We start from the raw sequence: 17891 nt of genomic DNA on the forward strand, positions 1-17891 counted from the left end.
AGCGGGCCGGAGAGTGGGGGATCCGCTCCGGACCGCTGCCGCGGCTGCGGTCAGCCGGTCGATCGGCCAGTCGGCCGGCCGGTCAGTGGGCGAACGTTCCTGATCCCGCAAGGGAGTTGGAGTTGTCCTCCACGTCGTCCCAGTCGATGTCCATCGTGCTGCGGCCGGTGAAGACGTTGAAGACCAGGTTCAGGGCGATGGCCGTGAGGGCGCCCAGGGTGATCCCGCTGTCGAGTACGGCCCGGACGCTGTCCGGCATCCGTTCGAAGAACGGTGCGACCGTGGTCGGCAGCAGTGCGGCGCCGAGGCTGACGGCCAGGATCAGGGTGTTCCGCTCCTCCCGCAGATCGGCCTTCCCCAGGATCTGGACGCCGACCGCGGCGACGATGCCGAACATGGACACCGCCGCCCCGCCCAGGACCGGGTGCGGGATGGAGGCGACCAGACTGCCGGCCTTCGGCAGCAGCCCGAGGGCGATCATGAATACGCCGGCTGCCGCCACCACGTAGCGGCTCATGATCCTGGACATGCGGACGAGCCCGATGTTCTCCGCGAACGCCACGTACGGGAACGAGTTGAGGATGCCGCCGAGCACCGTCGCCACACCGTCGGCGCGCAGGGCGCGCGCGATGGTGTCGGCGTCGACCCGCTTGCGGGTGATCTCCCCGATGGCGTACACGTCCCCGGTGGTCTCCACCATCGTGATCAGCATGACGACGAGCATTGCGATGATCGGGAACAGCTCGAACCGGGGCATGCCGTAGTGGAACGGTGTGGTGACCCCGAACCAGTCGGCCTGCTCCACCACGCCGAAGTCGACGTCGCCGGAGATCCACGCGACCGTCGTGCCCGCCACGAGCCCGAGCAGGACGGCGAGGCTGCTCAGCAGCGGCTTGCCGACCCGGACCAGGGCCAGGATGAAGAGCAGGGTGCCGAGCGCGTACGCGAGGTTCTTCGGGGACCCGTACGCGGGCGTGCCGATGAGGTGCGCGCCGCCGGCCGCGTCCTGGAGGGCCACGGGTATCAGGGTGATGCCGATGATGGTCAGGACGGTGCCGATGACGACCGGCGGGAAGTACTTCACCAGCTTGCTGAAGAGCGGGGCGAACAGGAAGGTGGCGATGCCCGCCGTGATCACCGCTCCGTAGACGACGAGCAGGCCCGCGGTCCCGCCGCCCGCCCCCGTGCCGATGGCGATCATGGGGGAGACCGCCGTGAAGGTCACGCCTTGGACCAGCGGCAGGCGGGCGCCGATCTTCCAGACCCCGAGGGCCTGGATGATCGAGGCCACGCCGCAGGTCAGCAGGTCCGCGTTGATGAGGTGGACGAGCTCCTCGCGGGAGAGTCCGAGCGCGTTTCCGAGGAGGACGGGGACGATGACGGCCGCGGCGTAGAAGGCCAGCACGTGCTGGAATCCGTACAGGGCGAGTCTGGGGACGGGGAGCAGCTCGTCGACGGGGTGTGTCCGCTGCCGGGAGGCGGGCTCCCGGGAGTGCTGCCGGGAGGACGTTCGGGAGGACTGTCGGGGCGTTCTTGCCATCTCTGCCTTGCCTTCGCGAGGTAGGTGAATGAGAAAGACCGCCGCCCTCCAGCCCCGGATGGCGGGGCGAGGGCAGGCCGGCTCGCACGGAGCCGACGCCGGGCGGTGTTGCCGACAGCACGTCGCTCTGCATGCAGATATGCCCTGAGTTGGCAGGGCAGCCTTCGATCGGGTCAACGGATTCAGTATTGATCATTGGATCCGAAGGGTTTCCGACCGCAGGGCGCTCACCATAGCCAACGGTGGGGTTTCCTCGCGAGTAACCGGAGCCTGTCTTCTCATTTCACCTGCCGAACCGTGCCCGTCACACGGTGCCCGCTCGGGTCCCGGGGCCCGGTCCGGCCCGGCTAAGGTGGCGCCTCATGACCGACCACATCAGCCGGACCGGATCCGCGGACAGGGCCCTCCGCATACGCGTGGCCGGCGGCCTGCTGGCCTGTTCGGCGGTACTGCTGGCGGGCTGTGCGGATGAGGGTGGTCCGGCGGGCAAGGCTGCGGCGACCCCGGAGACTCCGCCGGCCGCGTCCGCCTCAGCCTCGCTCCCGCCGTCACCCTCGCCGACGGAGTCCTTCGACTCTCCGCCGTTTCCGGGGCCCGGCGCCGACGTGCTCATGGCCAAGATCGCCGGGCGGTGGGGCATGGAGGTCCACCGGCAGGGCCGTTACGGACAGGGGCCGTTGGAGGCGAAGCGGGTCCTCCCGGAGGGCTTCACGCTCTGGGTGCGGATGAACAGCGACGGCGCGGGCCGCACGCACCGCGTCGAGTGCATGGCCCTGAACTCGACCTCCGAGAAGGTCGCAGCCACCCTGGCGGAGTGCGCGGACATCGCGCTGGGCGGAAAGGCGACCACACGGCAGAAGGAGTGGATCTCCGCTCAACTCGCCATCGCCGACAAGCCGGACGGCCCGAAGGAGGCCGTCGACGTCCTCACCGAGAACGGCTTCGCCATGAGGCTCGTCGCACGGATCACCGGGAACATCCTGACCATCACCGTCGCCGCGTAGCCGTACGGAGAGCGTCGTCCTCGCGTGCCGGGTGGGCCTCAGAACATGCCGTTGGGGTTGGCGGACCGGGCCGGTACGTCCTGGATGACGTCCCAGTGCTCGACGACCTTGCCGTCCTCCAGGCGGAAGTAGTCGGCGAGGGCGCGGCCGGGCTCGCCGGGTTCGAGGATCAGGTGGGAGTGGGTGACGACCATGTCGCCTTCGGCGATGACCCGCTTGATGTCCAGCCGCAGGTCCGGGTGTTCGCCGCGCAGCCAGGTCACGAAGCCGATGAATGCCTCCGGGCCGTCGGCCGCGTCCGGGTTGTGCTGGATGTAGCGGTCGCCGAAGTGGTCCCCGATCGCCTTCTGGGGGTTCCCGCCGAAGGCCGTCTGGTAGTAGTCGACGACGATCTGCTTGTTGCGCTCGATGTCAGACATGGAAAAAGCTCCGGTTCCTGGGATGGAGGATTCCCGGAGTGCGGAGCCTTGAGCTTGAAGGGCAAGAGCACGAAGCAAAGACCGGGAATCCAGGATTTCGCTACTGGATGCGCCCACGCGTCGACACAGGCGGCCGGGCACGGCTCGCCAACGCTGGTCTTACTTTCTCTTGCCGTCCCGCGCGGGGACGTACGCCAGGATCTGCCGCTATGCAGCGGTGATCTCCTGTCGCACTCTCGACGCTACCCCTTCACCCTTCGAGGCGCATGGCCGCGAAGGTCCCGTGTCGGGGAGTCGAACGTCCTCCGGGACCGGCGCGACGGCGTCGACTACCGCAACCGGCCGTCCGCGCTCCTACCCGGCCGCTCCCACCGCGGTGAGGGTGAGGGTCTGTTCCGCGGAGGTGCGGGCGCCGCCGACCGGACTGCCGGTGGTGTCGGTCCAGGCGCGGGTGGGAGTGGTCTCGGCGAGGCGGCCGGACACGTTCGAGAGGCCGATCACGAGTCCGCTGTACCGGTTCACCAGCCGGTAGGTGCCGGTGGGCCGGCCGTCGGCCGTGGAGTTCGGGATCACGAACCACTGCTGTCCCACGGTGGGTCCGCCCTGTGGAGCCTTCGTGGCCGTGGGCCTGGCCGCCCAGGCGCGTCCCGAGTTCGACTTGGCTTCGACACCGAGGAGTTGACGGGTGGCGGCGTTGACGATGCGGTAGGAGCCGTCGCCGTTGGAGGTGAACACCCACTGGCCGAGGGTCGATCCGCCGGTGGAGGGGAGGGACGTGGTCGCCGTGCCGCCCTGGACCTGGGCGAGCCGGCGGCCTGTTCCGGCGGTGATCGTGTAGGCCTTGCCCGGGTCGACGGCGGCGGCGGGGGCGTTCGTGTCGATCACGGTGTCGTAGTACTCCCCGTCGGCGCCCCCGGAGCAGAAGAACGAACAGTACGACCGGAACGTCTTGCCGACGATGGTGGAGCCCGTCTTGTTCACCGAGTCCAGGACCCAGCGGTACCAGGAGCCGGTGCGGTAGGCGCCCGAGTCGCCGGCGAGGCGCCACTTCTGAGTGGCGAGGTCGTCGGTGACGTAGAAGCGCTGCGGCTCGCTGCCGTCCTGGTTGACCGCCTCGGGCTGGCCCACGTACATGCCCAGATAGGCGCTGTAGGCGATGTTCATGGTCAACAGGTCTGATTTCGACGGCAGTTCGCCCGCGGCCTGCTGTTCCTGGACGTTGCCGGGGGTCGACGGGTCGTAGTCCTTCGCCACGGGGGTGTACCCGGTGGTGTGGGTGGCATCGACGGGCTCCATATTGCTCTCCAGCCCGCCCTTTCCGGGCTGGGACCATGAGCCGTCGTACCACTTCTGCCACGAACCGGGTGCCATCTTCCCGGACATGGGGGCGCGGGCGACGTGCGCCCGGCTGCCGGCGGTCCAGGAGCCGGGGACGCCGCCCTTCGGGATGACGCGGGAGTTGTAGTAGACGTAGAAGTAGCCGGAGGCGGTGTCCACGAACAGGCGGGCGTCGCCGTTGCCGTAGTGGTACGTCTCGTGCGGGAAGGCCGCGGTGTCGCCGCGGAGCGTGCTGTAGGGCGAGGTGAGCACGTGGTCCCTGATGGCCCAGGTCCTGCCCTGGTCCTTGGACACGGCATAGTCGATCGCGTCGTAGTGCAGGCCGTCGCCGAAGGGGCGCGGCGTGAACTCGTTGTGGACCAGCCCGTACCAGTCACCGGTGTCGGGATCCACCCACACGCCCATCAGGTCGCAGTAGTTCTTCTGCGCGTAATGGGAGGTGTCCGGGGCGTACGTGGCCTCGCGACCGGTCGGGCTGTTGTTGCAGCGCCAAGTGGTGTCGTCGTTGCGGTCGTTGGCGTTCGCCGGATTCACCGCGGTGCTCAGCGGGGCGGAGCGGGTGGCGGAGTCGAAGTCCTTGCCGGTGTAGAAGGTCCACTTGCGGGGATCGTTCGCCGCGTACAGGGCGTGGGCCGACTGGTAGTAGAACGCACCGTTCTTGTCGATGTAGGTGGCGGCGGGCGTGTCGTCGGGGTGGGTCCAGGGACCCTTCGCGCCGATGGACACGGTGTACGTGGCGGCGGGGGACCGGTCCGACCGGGCGGACGCCGGTGCGGTGGCCAGGGTGGCGAACAGGACCGCGGCCGTGGCGGCGAGCGCGATGGCGGTCCTCGTCCCGGGAGGGGCTGACACGGGTACTCCTCTCTGCGCGCAACGGGGAGTCAATTAATTTGAATAGAACCCGAATTAATCGACGGCTGTCAAGGATGGTCACCGAGATCGCCGAGCCCCGTTGTCAGTGCCCCGGGAGAGGATTCCTTCCATGACGATCCTTTCCGCCGATGAGGCGCCGTTCAGCCTGTCCAGCCGCCCCGACTACGCCGCCGCGCTCCAGCAGTTGCGCGAGGCGTCCCGGGCGTACTACGGGGGCGAGAGCGGCCTGCTCGACGACGCCGCGTACGACAGCCTGCGGCGGTCCGTGCTCGCCTGGGAGGGGCAGCACCCGGACGAGGTCGCCGAGGATTCCCCGACCGGACTGGTGGGGGACGGCGCCGCTCCCGTCGGCGACATCGCGCACACCACCCGGCTGCTCAGCCTCGACAACGTCTTCGACTCCGACGGCCTGGTCGCCTGGGGGGCTTCGCTCCAGCGCCGCCTGGGCCGCGAGCTCGCGGGCGGGTTCACCGTCGAGCCGAAGATGGACGGCGCGGCCGTGGCCGCGCGGTACCGCGACGGGCGCCTGGAGCAGATCATCACCCGCGGCGACGGTACGCACGGCGAGGACGTGAGCCACGTCATCGGCACCATCGAGGGCCTCCCCGAGCGGCTGCCGCTCCCCGCCACCTTCGAAGTGCGCGGCGAAGTCCTCTTCACACAGCAGCAGTTCGAGACCGCGAACGAAGTCCGGACCGCGCACGGCGCGCAGGTCTTCGCGAACCCGCGCAACGGAACCGCCGGCACCCTGCGGGCGAAGGACCGGCCGTACCGGCTGGCCATGACGTTCTGGGCGTACGGGGCGGTCGAGCTCGACGGTGTCGCCCTCGCACCCTCCGCGGCCACACACGCCGAGGCCCTGGCCGCCGTGGCCCGGGCGGGCGTGGGCACCACGGCCGACACGCCCGCCGGCCTGCACGTGGTCGCCACCCTCGCCGAGGCGCAGCAGAAGGTGGACGAGATCGCCGCGATGCGCACCGGGCTGCCGTTCGGCATCGACGGGGTCGTGATCAAGGCGAACGACGCGGCCGAGCAGGCCGCGGCCGGGTACGGGAGCAGGTTCCCGTACTGGGCCATCGCCTTCAAGCTGCCGGCCGTCGAGCGGCAGACCGTGCTCACGGACGTGGTCTGGGAAGTCGGCCGCACCGGCGTCCTCGCCCCGACGGCGATCCTCGAACCGGTGGACCTCGACGGATCCACGGTCACCCGGGCCACCCTCCACAACCCCGCCGACATCCGCCGCCGCGACCTCCACCTCGGCGACACCGTGACGGTTTACAAAGCGGGCGACATCATTCCGCGCGTCCAGGCCGCCGTTACGGGGCTGCGCCCGGCCGGCGCACGCGAGGTGCCGCTTCCCACCGCCTGCCCGCAGTGCGGCGGAGAGATCAACAAGGACCAGGAGCGCTGGCGCTGCGCGCAGGGGACGGCGTGCGCGCTGCCCGCCCTGATCGAGTACGCCGCCGGCCGCGACATGCTCGACATCGACGGCCTGGGCAAGACGTACGTCAGGGCCCTGATCGAGTCGGGCGACGTCGCCGACGTCGCCGACCTCTTCACCCTCACCGAGGAACAGCTCACCGCGGCCTCCGGGAGCGCCAAGCGCGGGGCCAAGCTGGCCGAACAGATCGAGGCCGCCAAGTCCAGGCCGCTCAGCCGCGTCTTCTGCTCGCTGGGCGTCCTCGGCACCGGACGCAGCATGTCCCGCCGCATCGCCGCGTACTTCGGCACCATGGACGCCGTCCGCCGGGCCGACGCGGCGCAGATGCAGGAGGTCGACGGCATCGGCGGGGAGAAGGCTCCGGTCATCGTCGAACAGGTCGCCTCCCTGGCCGCCGTCATCGACAAGCTGGTGGCGGCCGGGGTCAACATGCGGGAGCCGCAGCAGCCGGAAGCGACGCGGGAGGGCCCGCTGGCCGGGAAGACCGTCGTGGTCACCGGCAAGATGAGCGGCCCGCTGGCGGGCGCGGGCCGCTCGGAGATGAACGCGCTGATCGAGCAGGCCGGCGGCACGGCGGGCAGCAGCGTCAACTCCAGGACCACCCACCTGGTTTGCGCCCCGTCCGCAAGCGGGAAGCCGAGCTCCAAGGCCGTCAAGGCCACGGAGCTCGGCGTCACGGTCCTCACCCCGGAGGCCTTCGCGGAGCTCGTCGCCGACTACCTGGCCGAGAGCTGACGGGCGAGAGCTGACGGCCGAGAGCCGACAGCCGGGAGCTGACGGCCGACACCCGGCAGCTCCCGGCGGAGGCGCCGCCGTCACGGCGCCATGATGCGATCCGTGGCGAGCGACGGGTCGATGAGGATCTTGGCGTGCTCCTCGGGATCGGCCAGCGCGGCGAACGCGCCCGCGACGCCCGCCAGTCCCACCCGTCCGGTGAGGAGCGGGGAGGCGTCCAGGGTGCCGTCGGCGAGCGCGTGCAGGGTGTCGCGGAACTCCAGGGGGGTGTACCCGACGGCGAAGCGCAGGTCGAGCTCCTTGTTCACCGCGAGGGAGGGGCGCAGGGTGTCCGTGCCCATGCAGACTCCGACGACGACCACGCGTGCGTGCAGGGGCGCGGCTGCGAGGATGCCGTCGAGCATGCCGGGTACGCCGACGCACTCGAACACCACAGGACGCTTGGGCCGGGTCGCACCCATCACCTGCAGGGCGCGCCAGGAGGCCCACCACGGCACCGGGAGCCGGGCCAGGCCTTCGAGGGCGTCGATGCCCGCGTTGTACTCGTCGGGCAGGGTGGTCATGAAACCGTGTCCGGCGGCGGCGCCTTCCCAGGGCGAGGCCACCGCCGGGTCGACCACGACGTCGGCTCCGCACCGCGTCGCCAGCGCCCGGCGGCCCGCCGAGTAGTCGCTCGCGATCACGGTCGCGACCCCGCGGGCCTTGAGCACGGAGACCACCGCGAGCCCCACCGGGCCGCAGCCCAGGACGATCGCGACGTCCTTGCGCCGCACCTCGCCGCGGTTGACGGCGTGCCAGGCCACGGCCATCGGTTCGGTGAGGGCCGCGAGGTCCGCGGGGAGCCCGTTCGGGACGGGCAGGGTCAGGGACTCCTGGACGACGACGAGCTCGGCGAAGCCGCCCGGGGCGTGCGCGGACAGGCCGACACCGTCGACCTGCCGGCCGCGCCGCACCAGGGGGACGGTGACCACCGGTGTGCCGGAGGCGAGGGTGCCCGCGCACCACGGGCCGCGGTCGGCCACTTCTCCGTAGATCTCGTGTCCGAGGACCACCTGCTGGCCGGAGCGGGCGTAGCGCGGGTAGCCGCACAGATCGAGGGAGTCGGCCAGCTCGTCGGCGTGCAGGCGGCTGTGCAGGTCGGAGCCGCAGATCCCGCAGCGCTCGACCGAGACCAGCAGCTGGCCCGCTCCGGGCCGCGGGTCCGGCAGGTCGACGACTTCCAGCAGCCCCCGGGTCAGGCTCACGGCCCTCATGACGGGTCCTTGCTCTCGGCGCTCGCGGCCGCCTTCGCCGGCGCGGCGGGTCCCGTGGCGAGGTGGTAGGCCCCGGGCTTCCAGGGGACCGCCTGACGGCGGTACCTGAAGGTCCAGTCGGGATAGATGGTGGCATTGCGCCCGTTCGCGTCCCGGTAGAAGCTCCGGCAGCCGCCGAGCTCCCACACCGACTTCGCCAGCTTCCGGTCGAGGTCGGCGTTGTAGGTGTCGTGGGTCCGCCGGTCCACCTCGATGGACGTCGCCCCGGACACGTCGAGCGCACGGACGGCGTTCTTCACGTGCTCCGCCTGGGCCTCGATCATGTAGACCATGGAGCTGTGGCCCAGCCCGGAGTTGGGTCCGAGGAACATGAAGAAGTTCGGGAAGCCGGGGACGGACACGCCCAGGTACGCGCGCGGAGAACCCGCCCAGACCTCGCTCAGCAGCCCGCCGTCCCGGCCGCGCACCTTCTGCGCGAAGGGGATGTCGGTGACGTGGAAGCCGGTGCCGAAGATGATGGTGTCCACCTCCCTCTCCACCCCGTCCGCGTCGATCACGCTGTGCTCGCGGACCTCCCGCAGCGCCCGGGGAACGAGCTCGACGTTCTCCTTCTGCAGCGCGGGATACCAGGTGTTGGACGGCACGATGCGTTTGCACCCCAGGGTGAAATCGGGGGTCAGGGCCCGCCGCAGGGCCGCGTCCGGGACCTGCCGCGCCAGGTGTTTGCGTGCCAGGCCCTCGATCAGGCGCATCAGCCGGGGACGTTTGGCGAAGCCGAGCACCAGCAGCTCCTTGGCCACGTACGCCTTGGTGCGCTCGGCCCGCTGACGCCGGGGCCGGGCCCGGAACCGTTCGCGCTCCGCCCCGGTGATCGGCCGGTTGTCGTGCGGGGTGATCCAGGGGGCGCTGCGCTGGAACACGTACAGCTTCCCGACCCGATCGGCTATCGCGGGGACGTACTGGACGGCCGAGGCGCCCGTGCCGATCGACGCCACGCGTTCACCGGCGAGGTCGTGGGCGTGGTCCCACCGCGCCGAGTGCATGATCGTGCCGCGGAACCGGTCGATGCCCGGTACGTCGGGGAGCTTCGGTTCCGTCAGCGGGCCCACCGCGCTCACGAGGACCCCTGCCGTCCACGGGCCGTCGCTGGTCTCCACGTGCCAGAGCTGGTCCTGCTCGTCCCACCGCGCCTCCTGCACCTCGATGCCGCTGCGCAGGTGCGGGCGCAGCCCGAACCGGTCGAGGCAGCGCCCGAGGTAGTCGCGGATCTCCGGCTGGGGGGAGTACGTCGAGGTCCAGTCCGGATTGGGCGCGAAGGAGAACGAGTACAGGTGGGAGGGTACGTCGCAGCGGCAGCCGGGGTAGGTGTTGGACTGCCAGACGCCCCCGGGCTCGTGGGCCCGTTCGAAGATGAGGAAGTCGGAGAACCGTGCCGCGAGCAGGGCCCGCCCGAGTCCGATTCCGGAGAAGCCGCTGCCGACGATGAGGACCCGGACGTGCTGGATCACGGAGGTCGTCCCTTCTGCGTGAGGTGTGTCTGTGGGGTGCTGCCGGTACCTGTGCGAGGGGCCGGGGATCAGGGCGTGGTCGCGACCGCGAGCATCGCCTCGCGGTCGCCCCGGACGGAACGCGACGCGAGGAACATGCCGACGGCCGCGACCCCGAACGCGAGCGGAACCGTGATCATCAAGGCGGTCCGCAGGCCCTGGGCCGACGCCTCGGACGCGGACTGCGCACCCCCGGCCAGCGCGTCGGAGAGCATGCCGACCAGTACGGGTCCGCCCGCCCCTCCGAGCAGGTAGCCGACGGCGAACAGCAGGCCCAGGGCGCCGGAGCGCTGCTCGGGCCGGATGACGTCGGAGACCACGGGCACGGCCGCCGCGAGGTACACGATGCCGAGCAGGTATCCCAGGCTCAGGAACACCACGAGCTGCCACAACGCCCCCTGGCCCGCGGTGAGTCCGGCGAGGGAGAACACCGCGGCGCCGAGGAGGCAGAAGGCCGCCACCCGAACCCGCGCCTCGGGCGATCTGCGGGCCGCCCGGTCGAGGAGCCGCCCTCCGGCGAGCAGGCCGAGGAGCCCGGTCACGCCCACGACGATGCCGCCCACGAGGCCGGCGCCGACGAGGGAGAGACCGTGGTAGCGCTGGAGGACGGGAGTGAGGAAGGTGCCGATCGCGTACGCCGCGAAGTTGTACCCGGCGAACGCGAGGAGCATCCCGTACATCGAGCGCACCTTCAGCAGCGCCCGCAGCGAACTGCCCCGCTGTCCGTCGGAGACGGAGTCCCGGGAGCGGGCCGGGTCGGCGGCTACCCGGTCGTCGGCCGCCCGGTCGGCGGCACCCGGCTCGGCCGCGCCCCGCCCGGGCTCGCGGATGCGCAGCACGAGGAGGGCGACGGCGAAGCCGGGTACCGCCGCGATGAGGAACGGCGCCCGCCAGCTGTCGAAGGCGACGGCGAGCCCGCCGGCCGTGAGGAAGGCGAGCAGGGTGCCGATCGGGAAGCCGAGCATGAACAGCGAGTGGGCCCGGGACCGGCGCTCGCTCGGATAGAGGTCCGACAGCAGGGAGCCGGTGGCGGGCGCGTAGCTGGACTCGCCCACGCCGACGCCGACCCGGGAGCCGAAGAAGCCCCAGAAGCTGGTCAGTACTCCGCCGGCCGCGGTGAAGGCGCTCCACACGAACAGCCCCCAGCCCGCGACGGCCGCACGGGGAACACGGTCGGCCAGCCGCCCCAGCGGGACCCCCGCGAGCGCGGCCACGAGGACGAACGCCGAAGCCAGAATGCCGACCTGGGTGTCGTCGAGCCCGAACTCCTCCTTGATCGGCTCCAGTACGACCGAGGGCAGGGCCCGGTCGTAGAAGTTGAGCAGGTTGCCCACGAAGAGGAGCCCCAGCACGTAACCCGCCGGGGAAGGCGCTGCGGTCGGATGGTCCGAGGACTCGGGCCGGGTGAGGGAGCGTGCCACAGGAGAGGTCCCTTCGACGGTGAAGAGCGCCCGGTTTGGCAGCGGGAACAAGGCCGCCACGAGCTCCGCCACAGTGTCGCCCCGGTAATTCCGGCGGGCTACGGAACGCCGACCAGCATCGGAGCGGCAAGATTGTTCCCCGGAACAACATCCGCGGATAGCCTGCCGGCATGGAGCCCGAGACACCCACGGCCTGGCCGGTACGACGGCGGATGCCGGACCTCGCCGCCCTCGACGAGGCGACGCGCGCGGCCGTGGCCGCCGCCGTCACCCGCCTGGGCAAGCTGCACGAGGTCTTCGCCGAACGTTTCCTGGCATCGGTCCGCAGCCATGTCCCCGGCTACGCGATCCTCTCGGACGAGGACATCAGAGCGTCCGCCCGGAGGTTCATGGACATCCTCGTCTCGGAGCTGACCTCGCTGCGGATACCCGACGCGGCGCTGCGCGAGATCCTCGGGGAGTACGCCGTCGAGCGGGCCGCCCGCGGGATCCCGCTCGATGTGCTCGCCATCGGCTACCAGCTGGGTTCGCGGGAGATGCTCGCCCTGCTGGACGAGGTCGCGGCCGAGGTGGCCCTGCCCGCAGACCTCTTGCTCGCGGTGCACGACAGCACCTGGGAGTTCTCCAACGAGGCGTCCGCGGTGTTCGCCCGGGTCCAGCACGATCTCGCCGTGGAGCGGGCCCACTTCGACGCCGAACGCCGCTCGGCCTTCGCCGCCGGCGTGCTCGGCGGCGGCTTCCCGGCGGAGCGGATCAACCGGGACGCGCACCTCTACGGACTCGCCCCCCAGGCCCGCCACGTGGCGCTGGCGGCGCGCGCCCGGTCCGCCGGCGACGTCGATGCCGTCCGGCGCGCCGTCGCCTCGGCGGTCCGCGTCCCCGCGGACCGCCTGCTGCTCGCCCAAGTCGGCCCGGACCTCGGTTTCATCGTGCCGAGGGCGCCGGAATCCGTCGACGGCCACCTGGTGGCCGTCGGCCCGCCCCTTCCCCTCGACCGGCTCGACGCCGGCTTCGAGGAGGCGGCCCTGGCGCTGGAGACCGCCCTGCGGTTCGCCATGTCGGGCGTGGTGCGCCTCGCCGACCTCGGCCCGCGGCCGCTCGTGCTCTGCGGCGCCCCCACCGCCGAAGGCCTCGCCGCACGCCACCTGACCGCGCTCGAGGCCACGGGCCGGTCAAGCACCGACATCGAGGAGACCGCGCGGGCGTACCTCGCCTGCGACCAGAACGTCCGCGAAGTCGCCCGGCTGCTCGCCGTGCACCCGAACACCGTCCGCTACCGGGTGAACCGCTTCCAGCAGCTCACCGAGCTGGACCTGCGGCGCACCGAGGACCTGGTGACCGCCTGGTGGCTCCTGAACCGCCGACGGGGCTGCCGTGCGGAGGTGGACACCGCGGCACCGGCCGGGCGGGGGATTCGACATTCCGGCGGTGCCGGGGACCGGGCGGAGCGGGCATGATCCTTCGTCTGAGAGCTTCCCGATAAGACCCGATAAGACCCGATAAGACCTTCCCGACGACGAAAGTGCGCATCATGCCGACCACCATCACCGTCCGGGAGGTCCGCGACGCGGACTTCCCGCAGTGGCGTGCCCTGTACCGCGGCTACGCGGACTTCTACCGGGTCGAGCAGACCGAGGAGGCCGCCGCACGCGTGTGGGCGTGGGTGAACGACCCCGCCCACGAAGTGAACGCCCTCGTCGCCGAGGACGGGGACGGCCGGCTGATCGGCCTGGCGCACTACCGCCCCTTCGCCCGTCCCCTGTCGGCCACCACCGGCGGGTACCTGGACGATCTGTTCGTCGACCCCGCCCACCGCGGGTCCGGCGCCGCCGATCACCTGCTGGCGGCCCTGCGGGAGATCGCCGCCGAGCGCGGCTGGAGCGTGGTCCGCTGGATCACGGCCGACGACAACCACCGCGCCCGGGCCAAGTACGACCAAGTGGCCACTCGTACGATGTGGGTCACCTACGACATGGCGCCGGGCGCCTGATCCAGCACGGAGCCCCGCGGCCGGGGACCTCGGCGGCGGGGCACTCGTGCGGACGGCCGGGACGGCCGGTGTGCGGGGCGAGCGGTGTGCGGGACGGCCGGTGTGCGGGGCGGGCGTCAGCTTCCGGCGGACAGGTTGCCCGACAGGACCGGGATGTTGTCCGCGATGTGCGAGAGCGGCTCGTCGCCCTTGGCCTGGGTGGAGTTCTCGGTGCACTGCTGGTTCTGCGGGTTGGACAGGACGTTGACGTCCTGGACGCCCACGTTCGCCAGGATGGCGACGAGCGACTGCGCGTTGACCTTGACCGGCAGGCCGATGCACGGCTTGTTCGCCGTGCCCTGGATCACGGAGAGCTGCGGGCTCTTCTCGCCGTGCGTCTTCTGGTTGCCGTACGCCTGCACGGCACCATTGCCGTTGACGGTGTTGATCCCGTTGTCATTGCCGATGGCCATGGCCGGAGCTGCCATGGCGCCGCCGGCGCCGATCGCGGCAGCGGTGGTGACAGCGGTGATCATCATCTTCTTCAGCATGTGCCTGGTCATCCTTCGTTGGAGCGGGCGGTACCCGTCTGGTCTTTCGCCCTGGCAACGGCTGCGAGCGGCACACGTGGCGGTAAGTCACCCGTTTGCCGGACGGGTCCGCTCAGAACCGGCAGCCCGCCGTCGTCGGGGTGCCGGTGCGCCGGGCTTCCATCCAGGCGACCGCATCGTCCAGCGGGGCGTCGCCGATGGTGTGGCCCTCGTCGGCGTAGTACTTGAATTCCAGGTCGGTGCCCTTGTCGCAGAGTTCCCGGGCCAGGGTCTGGTTGAGGTTGCTCAGCACGTCGTTCCCGCCCTGGGGCAACAGCACCGGGACCTTGACGGCGACCTCGCCGGTGGCGCTCGCCTTGAGGGCGGCGTCGAGCGGTGCCAGATCGGCGCCGGGCCGCAGGATGTCCGCGGCGGCCGGGAGGTCGGGGTCGGCGCCCATGCAGGGCAGTGTCCAGATGCGCTCCGCGGCGGCCAGGCCCGCGGGGGTGAGCAGCTCGGCGGGTTTGACCGCGGGGTCGGCCGCGGCGGCCCCGTCGATGAGCAGCAGCAGGATCCCGGTGTAGCCGGTGGCCATCGCGTCCTGCTGGGCGAACAGGGCGGGCATCCACTCGAACCCGACCGCCGGGGCGTTGGCGACCACGCCCTTGAGGTCGATGTCGGGGGCGTACGAGGCGGCGTGGTGCGCGCTCCACAGCGCGGCGTGGCCGCCCTGCGATCCGCCGTAGACGAGCGTGGTCGCGGTCGCCCCCGGGTCGATGGCGCGGGCGGCGCGGACCATGTCGAGGGTGGCGTACGCGGCGGACCGGCCGTTGAGGTACGGGTGTCTGATCCCGGTCACGCCGAGGCCGATGTAGTCGGGCTGTACGACGACGAACCCGCGCGCGAGCAGCTTTCCGACCGGACTGGCGTCCTGCAGACCGGCGAAGGCCGGGATGCGGGACGGGGCGCACGCCGAACCGATGCCCATGGTGCCGTGGTCCACGGCGGCGACGGGCCGGCCGCCGGCGGGTGCGGGCCCGTCCGGTACGGTCACCAGCCCGCTCGCGGCCACCGGCCTGCCGTCCGTCCCGGTGCTCAGGTACATCACCAGGAAGGTGTGCGAGGGCAGTGTCAGCGCCGCCTCCGGCGGGGTGTAGGGGCGTTGGCGGATCACCGTGCCCGGCTTGCCCGGGGGCAGCGGGCTCGGCGGGTCGTAGAACGCGTCGCCCTCGGGCACCGGCGCGGACGCCGTCCGCCCCTCCGGGCCCGGCTCCGCACCGCCGCGGGTGCAGCCCGACAGCGTCAGGGCCGCGGCGAGCGCCGCGACGGCCGCCCAGCGGGCCGGCCTGCCGGGGAGGCGGTGGCTCTGTCCGTGCGACAAGGAGGAACTCCTCTGCGTACGCGGCTGCCGTGCGGCGCCGCCGGATGGAGGCTCTGGCCTGCCATGCGCCCCTCGCGCTGGAGTGCGGAGAGACCCTCGCGCAGGGCGAGGAGGACGTCTCCGTTGCGGACCTCGAAGAACTCGCGCGCCGGGTGCCCGGGGAAGCCGGACGCGGCCGCCATGCTCACGTACAGGCGCACCAGACCGGCGACGTCCCCGCTTCGGCGCAGGGTGGCGGCCATCGGCGGGACCGGGTCCGGGCAGGGCAGCTGCGCACGACCCCTTTCGCGTAACGGCCCTGCTGTGTCCGGATGTTGCCGAGCCCTGGGGTGCGCTCCGGGTCCATGCGCGAAAACGCTAGTCGAGTTCACTTTTGGCGTCTACGCCTCCGGCAGCCCGATCGGTTCCAGCGCGCGCCCGGCCGGCCGATCCTCAACACGGCCGCGCGGCAAGCCCTCTGCGCGGTGCTCTGACCCACGCAACGCACCCGGCCCTCCCCGGGGAGGGGGAGGGCCGGGCCGACGGGCGGGCGGTGGGGATCAGGAGGCGAAGCAGAGTGACTGGCCGGTGCCGAAGCCGTAGCAGTCGATGCGGCGCGAAGCGGTCCCCGTCAGACCGGAGTTGTCGGTCACCGTCAGCTCGGCGGTGTAGCTGCGCTGCCCGGCCGGGTAGCGGTGCGCGGCCGTGGCGCCGGTGCCCGTGGCGGAGTCGCCGAACTTCCACTTGTACGAGGCGATCGAGCCGTCGGAGTCCTTGGAGGCCGAGGCATCGAAGGAGCAGTCCTGGTACCAGCAGGACACCGAGAACGCGGCAGTCGGCGGGGTGCCCGCCGGAGGCTGCGTGGTCCCCGCGGTGACGGGCTTGGTGACGGTCGCGGTGCGGCCCGAGTTGTCGGTGACGGTCAGCTTCACCGAGTAGGTCCCGGCGGCGGAGTACTCGTGCGAGGGCTTGGCGCCCTCGCCCTTCGCGCCGTCGCCGAACTCCCAGGCGTACGAGGCGATCGAGCCGTCCGGGTCCTTGGACGCCGAGGCGTCGAAGGCGCAGGAAGCGGCCGACGTCGAGCACTGGGCCGTGAACTCCGCGACCGGCTCACCGGGCTGGGTGGGAGCGCCGAGCTTCGTCACGTTCAGGAACTTGTTGGGGGAGCCCGAACCGGCCCCGGTCACCACACCCGACTGCGCGTTGTCCACCAGCGCGTCGCGCACCTGCTGCGGAGTGGCGTCGGGGTGCGCCGAAAGGTAGAGCGCCGCCGCTCCCGCCGTGTGCGGAGTGGCCATCGAGGTGCCGCTCATCGTCTGCGTGCCCCCGCCCATCTTGGTGGAGACGATGGAGCCGCCGGGAGCGAACAGGTCAAGACAGGAACCGTAGTTGGAGAAGCTGGAACGGGCGTCGTTGCTGTCCGTCGAACCGAGGGTGATGGCCGCGGGCAGGCGCGCCGGGCTGGTGTTGCACGCGTCCTTGCTGTCGTTGCCCGCCGCGACGGCCACCGGGATGCCCGCGCTGATGACCCCGGCCACGGCGTCGTCGAGCGCACGGTCGGCGCTGCCGCCCAGCGACATGTTGACGACGGCCGGCTTCTTCGCGTTCCTCGCGATCCAGTCCATCCCGGCCGCGATCTGCTCCGTGGAACCGGAACCCTGGCAGTCGAGCACGCGCACCCCGACCAGCTTGACGTTCTTCGCGACGCCGTACGAGGTACCGCCCACGGTCCCCGACACGTGCGTGCCGTGACCGTGGCAGTCGGCGGAGTCCGCGTCGTTGTCGATGAAGTCGTAGCCCGAGGAGGCGCGGGAACCGAAGTCCGCGTGCTGCCGGTACAGGCCGGTGTCCGCGATGTACGCGGTCACCCCGCTGCCGTCGTTCGGGTAGGCGTAGGAGCTGTCCTTCGCCCCGTCGACGCGGTCGATGCCCCAGGAGGGCGGGTTCGGCTGGGTCCCGGAGACGTGGAAGACGGTGTCGGCCTGGACGTAGCGCACGCCCGGCGCGGCCGCCAGCCGGCGCGCCTGCTCCGGGGTCGCCTTCACGGAGAACCCCTTGAGGGCGGCGGTGTAGAGCTGACGGACCGCCCCTCCGTGGCGGTCCGTCAGCGTCTTCGCCTCCCCGGCCGTCTCGGCCGTGGCGGCGGCGCGCAGGGAGGGAGCGCCGTCGAGGACCACGAGGTACCGGCCGCTCACCGTGTCCGCCCCGCCCTCGCCGAGGACCCGGCCCTCCGCGGGTCCGGCATGGGCCTGGGTGACCGCGCCGAACAGGCCGAGGACGGTCGCGGTGGCGGCACCGAGACATATGGCCCCGAGCCGGGTGCTTCTTGCCGCACGCTGTGCACGCATCCAACTGCTCCTACTGATCGGGTTCCTGGACGCCCCGGCGTGGGGGCCGGGGCACGGGGATCACCCTCGTGACACCCGGGGGAGCACGGCAATCCGTATCCGGATCCGTAGGA

14 protein-coding genes are annotated in these 17891 nt (G+C 71.6%); 5 read left to right on the forward strand and 9 right to left on the reverse strand.

Annotation, left to right across the window (positions count from 1 at the left end; all coding sequences use genetic code 11):
* Window positions 1-82: 82 nt before the first annotated feature.
* Window positions 83-1540, reverse strand: a complete 1458-nt coding sequence (locus tag ACFWNV_RS11925; protein WP_383944352.1) for a nucleobase:cation symporter-2 family protein — start codon at window positions 1538-1540, stop codon at window positions 83-85.
* Between the two features lie 362 nt (window positions 1541-1902).
* On the opposite strand from ACFWNV_RS11925, the gene ACFWNV_RS11930 reads away from it, so the two are divergent.
* Window positions 1903-2544 (forward strand): hypothetical protein, encoded by a 642-nt coding sequence (locus tag ACFWNV_RS11930; protein WP_383944355.1) that lies wholly within the window; start codon window positions 1903-1905, stop codon window positions 2542-2544.
* 38 nt (window positions 2545-2582) lie between these two features.
* Here ACFWNV_RS11930 and ACFWNV_RS11935 read toward each other — a convergent pair whose 3' ends face one another.
* Together ACFWNV_RS11935 and ACFWNV_RS11940 are read right to left on the reverse strand one after the other, a co-directional pair.
* Window positions 2583-2963: an ester cyclase gene (locus ACFWNV_RS11935; RefSeq protein ID WP_383944358.1), complete on the reverse strand. Its 381-nt coding sequence runs from the start codon at window positions 2961-2963 to the stop codon at window positions 2583-2585.
* 354 nt (window positions 2964-3317) lie between these two features.
* On the reverse strand, window positions 3318-5153 hold the full coding sequence (locus ACFWNV_RS11940; protein WP_383944361.1) for an RICIN domain-containing protein: 1836 nt from the start codon (window positions 5151-5153) through the stop codon (window positions 3318-3320).
* Window positions 5154-5283: 130 nt separating this feature from the next.
* Here ACFWNV_RS11940 and ligA point away from each other — a divergent pair, with 130 nt between their 5' ends.
* Window positions 5284-7350, forward strand: a complete 2067-nt coding sequence (ligA, locus tag ACFWNV_RS11945; RefSeq protein WP_383944364.1) for an NAD-dependent DNA ligase LigA — start codon at window positions 5284-5286, stop codon at window positions 7348-7350.
* Window positions 7351-7430: 80 nt separating this feature from the next.
* On the opposite strand, the gene ACFWNV_RS11950 is transcribed toward ligA, so the two are convergent.
* From ACFWNV_RS11950 to ACFWNV_RS11960, 3 genes are all read right to left on the reverse strand, one after another.
* Complete coding sequence (locus tag ACFWNV_RS11950; RefSeq protein ID WP_383944366.1) at window positions 7431-8603, reverse strand: zinc-binding dehydrogenase; 1173 nt, start codon at window positions 8601-8603, stop codon at window positions 7431-7433.
* On the reverse strand, window positions 8600-10111 hold the full coding sequence (locus tag ACFWNV_RS11955) for a flavin-containing monooxygenase (RefSeq protein WP_383944369.1): 1512 nt from the start codon (window positions 10109-10111) through the stop codon (window positions 8600-8602). Before ACFWNV_RS11955 ends, ACFWNV_RS11950 begins: the two co-directional genes overlap by 4 nt.
* Window positions 10112-10179: 68 nt before the next feature.
* Window positions 10180-11571, reverse strand: a complete 1392-nt coding sequence (locus ACFWNV_RS11960) for a spinster family MFS transporter (protein WP_383944372.1) — start codon at window positions 11569-11571, stop codon at window positions 10180-10182.
* 170 nt (window positions 11572-11741) lie between these two features.
* Between ACFWNV_RS11960 and ACFWNV_RS11965 the strand changes: the two genes are divergently transcribed.
* Entirely contained in the window at window positions 11742-13028 is a 1287-nt protein-coding gene (locus tag ACFWNV_RS11965; protein ID WP_383944375.1) for a PucR family transcriptional regulator, read from the forward strand.
* Window positions 13029-13102: 74 nt separating this feature from the next.
* Window positions 13103-13561: a GNAT family N-acetyltransferase gene (locus tag ACFWNV_RS11970; protein WP_383944378.1), complete on the forward strand. Its 459-nt coding sequence runs from the start codon at window positions 13103-13105 to the stop codon at window positions 13559-13561.
* A gap of 116 nt (window positions 13562-13677) precedes the next feature.
* Here the strand turns inward: ACFWNV_RS11970 and ACFWNV_RS11975 are convergent, their stop codons facing one another.
* Window positions 13678-14091: a rodlin gene (locus ACFWNV_RS11975; RefSeq protein WP_383944381.1), complete on the reverse strand. Its 414-nt coding sequence runs from the start codon at window positions 14089-14091 to the stop codon at window positions 13678-13680.
* A gap of 112 nt (window positions 14092-14203) precedes the next feature.
* Window positions 14204-15451 carry a lipase family protein gene (locus tag ACFWNV_RS11980; RefSeq protein ID WP_383944383.1) on the reverse strand — a complete coding sequence of 416 codons (1248 nt, stop codon included), beginning with the start codon at window positions 15449-15451 and terminating at the stop codon, window positions 14204-14206.
* Window positions 15452-15480: 29 nt separating this feature from the next.
* Between ACFWNV_RS11980 and ACFWNV_RS11985 the strand changes: the two genes are divergently transcribed.
* Entirely contained in the window at window positions 15481-15744 is a 264-nt protein-coding gene (locus ACFWNV_RS11985) for a hypothetical protein (RefSeq protein ID WP_383944385.1), read from the forward strand.
* A gap of 246 nt (window positions 15745-15990) precedes the next feature.
* On the opposite strand, the gene ACFWNV_RS11990 is transcribed toward ACFWNV_RS11985, so the two are convergent.
* Window positions 15991-17778, reverse strand: coding sequence for a S8 family serine peptidase (locus tag ACFWNV_RS11990; protein WP_383944388.1), 1788 nt, complete (start codon window positions 17776-17778; stop codon window positions 15991-15993).
* Window positions 17779-17891: the final 113 nt, after the last annotated feature.

This window comes from Streptomyces sp. NPDC058401, assembly GCF_042722885.1.
Taxonomy (GTDB): Bacteria; Actinomycetota; Actinomycetes; order Streptomycetales; family Streptomycetaceae; genus Streptomyces.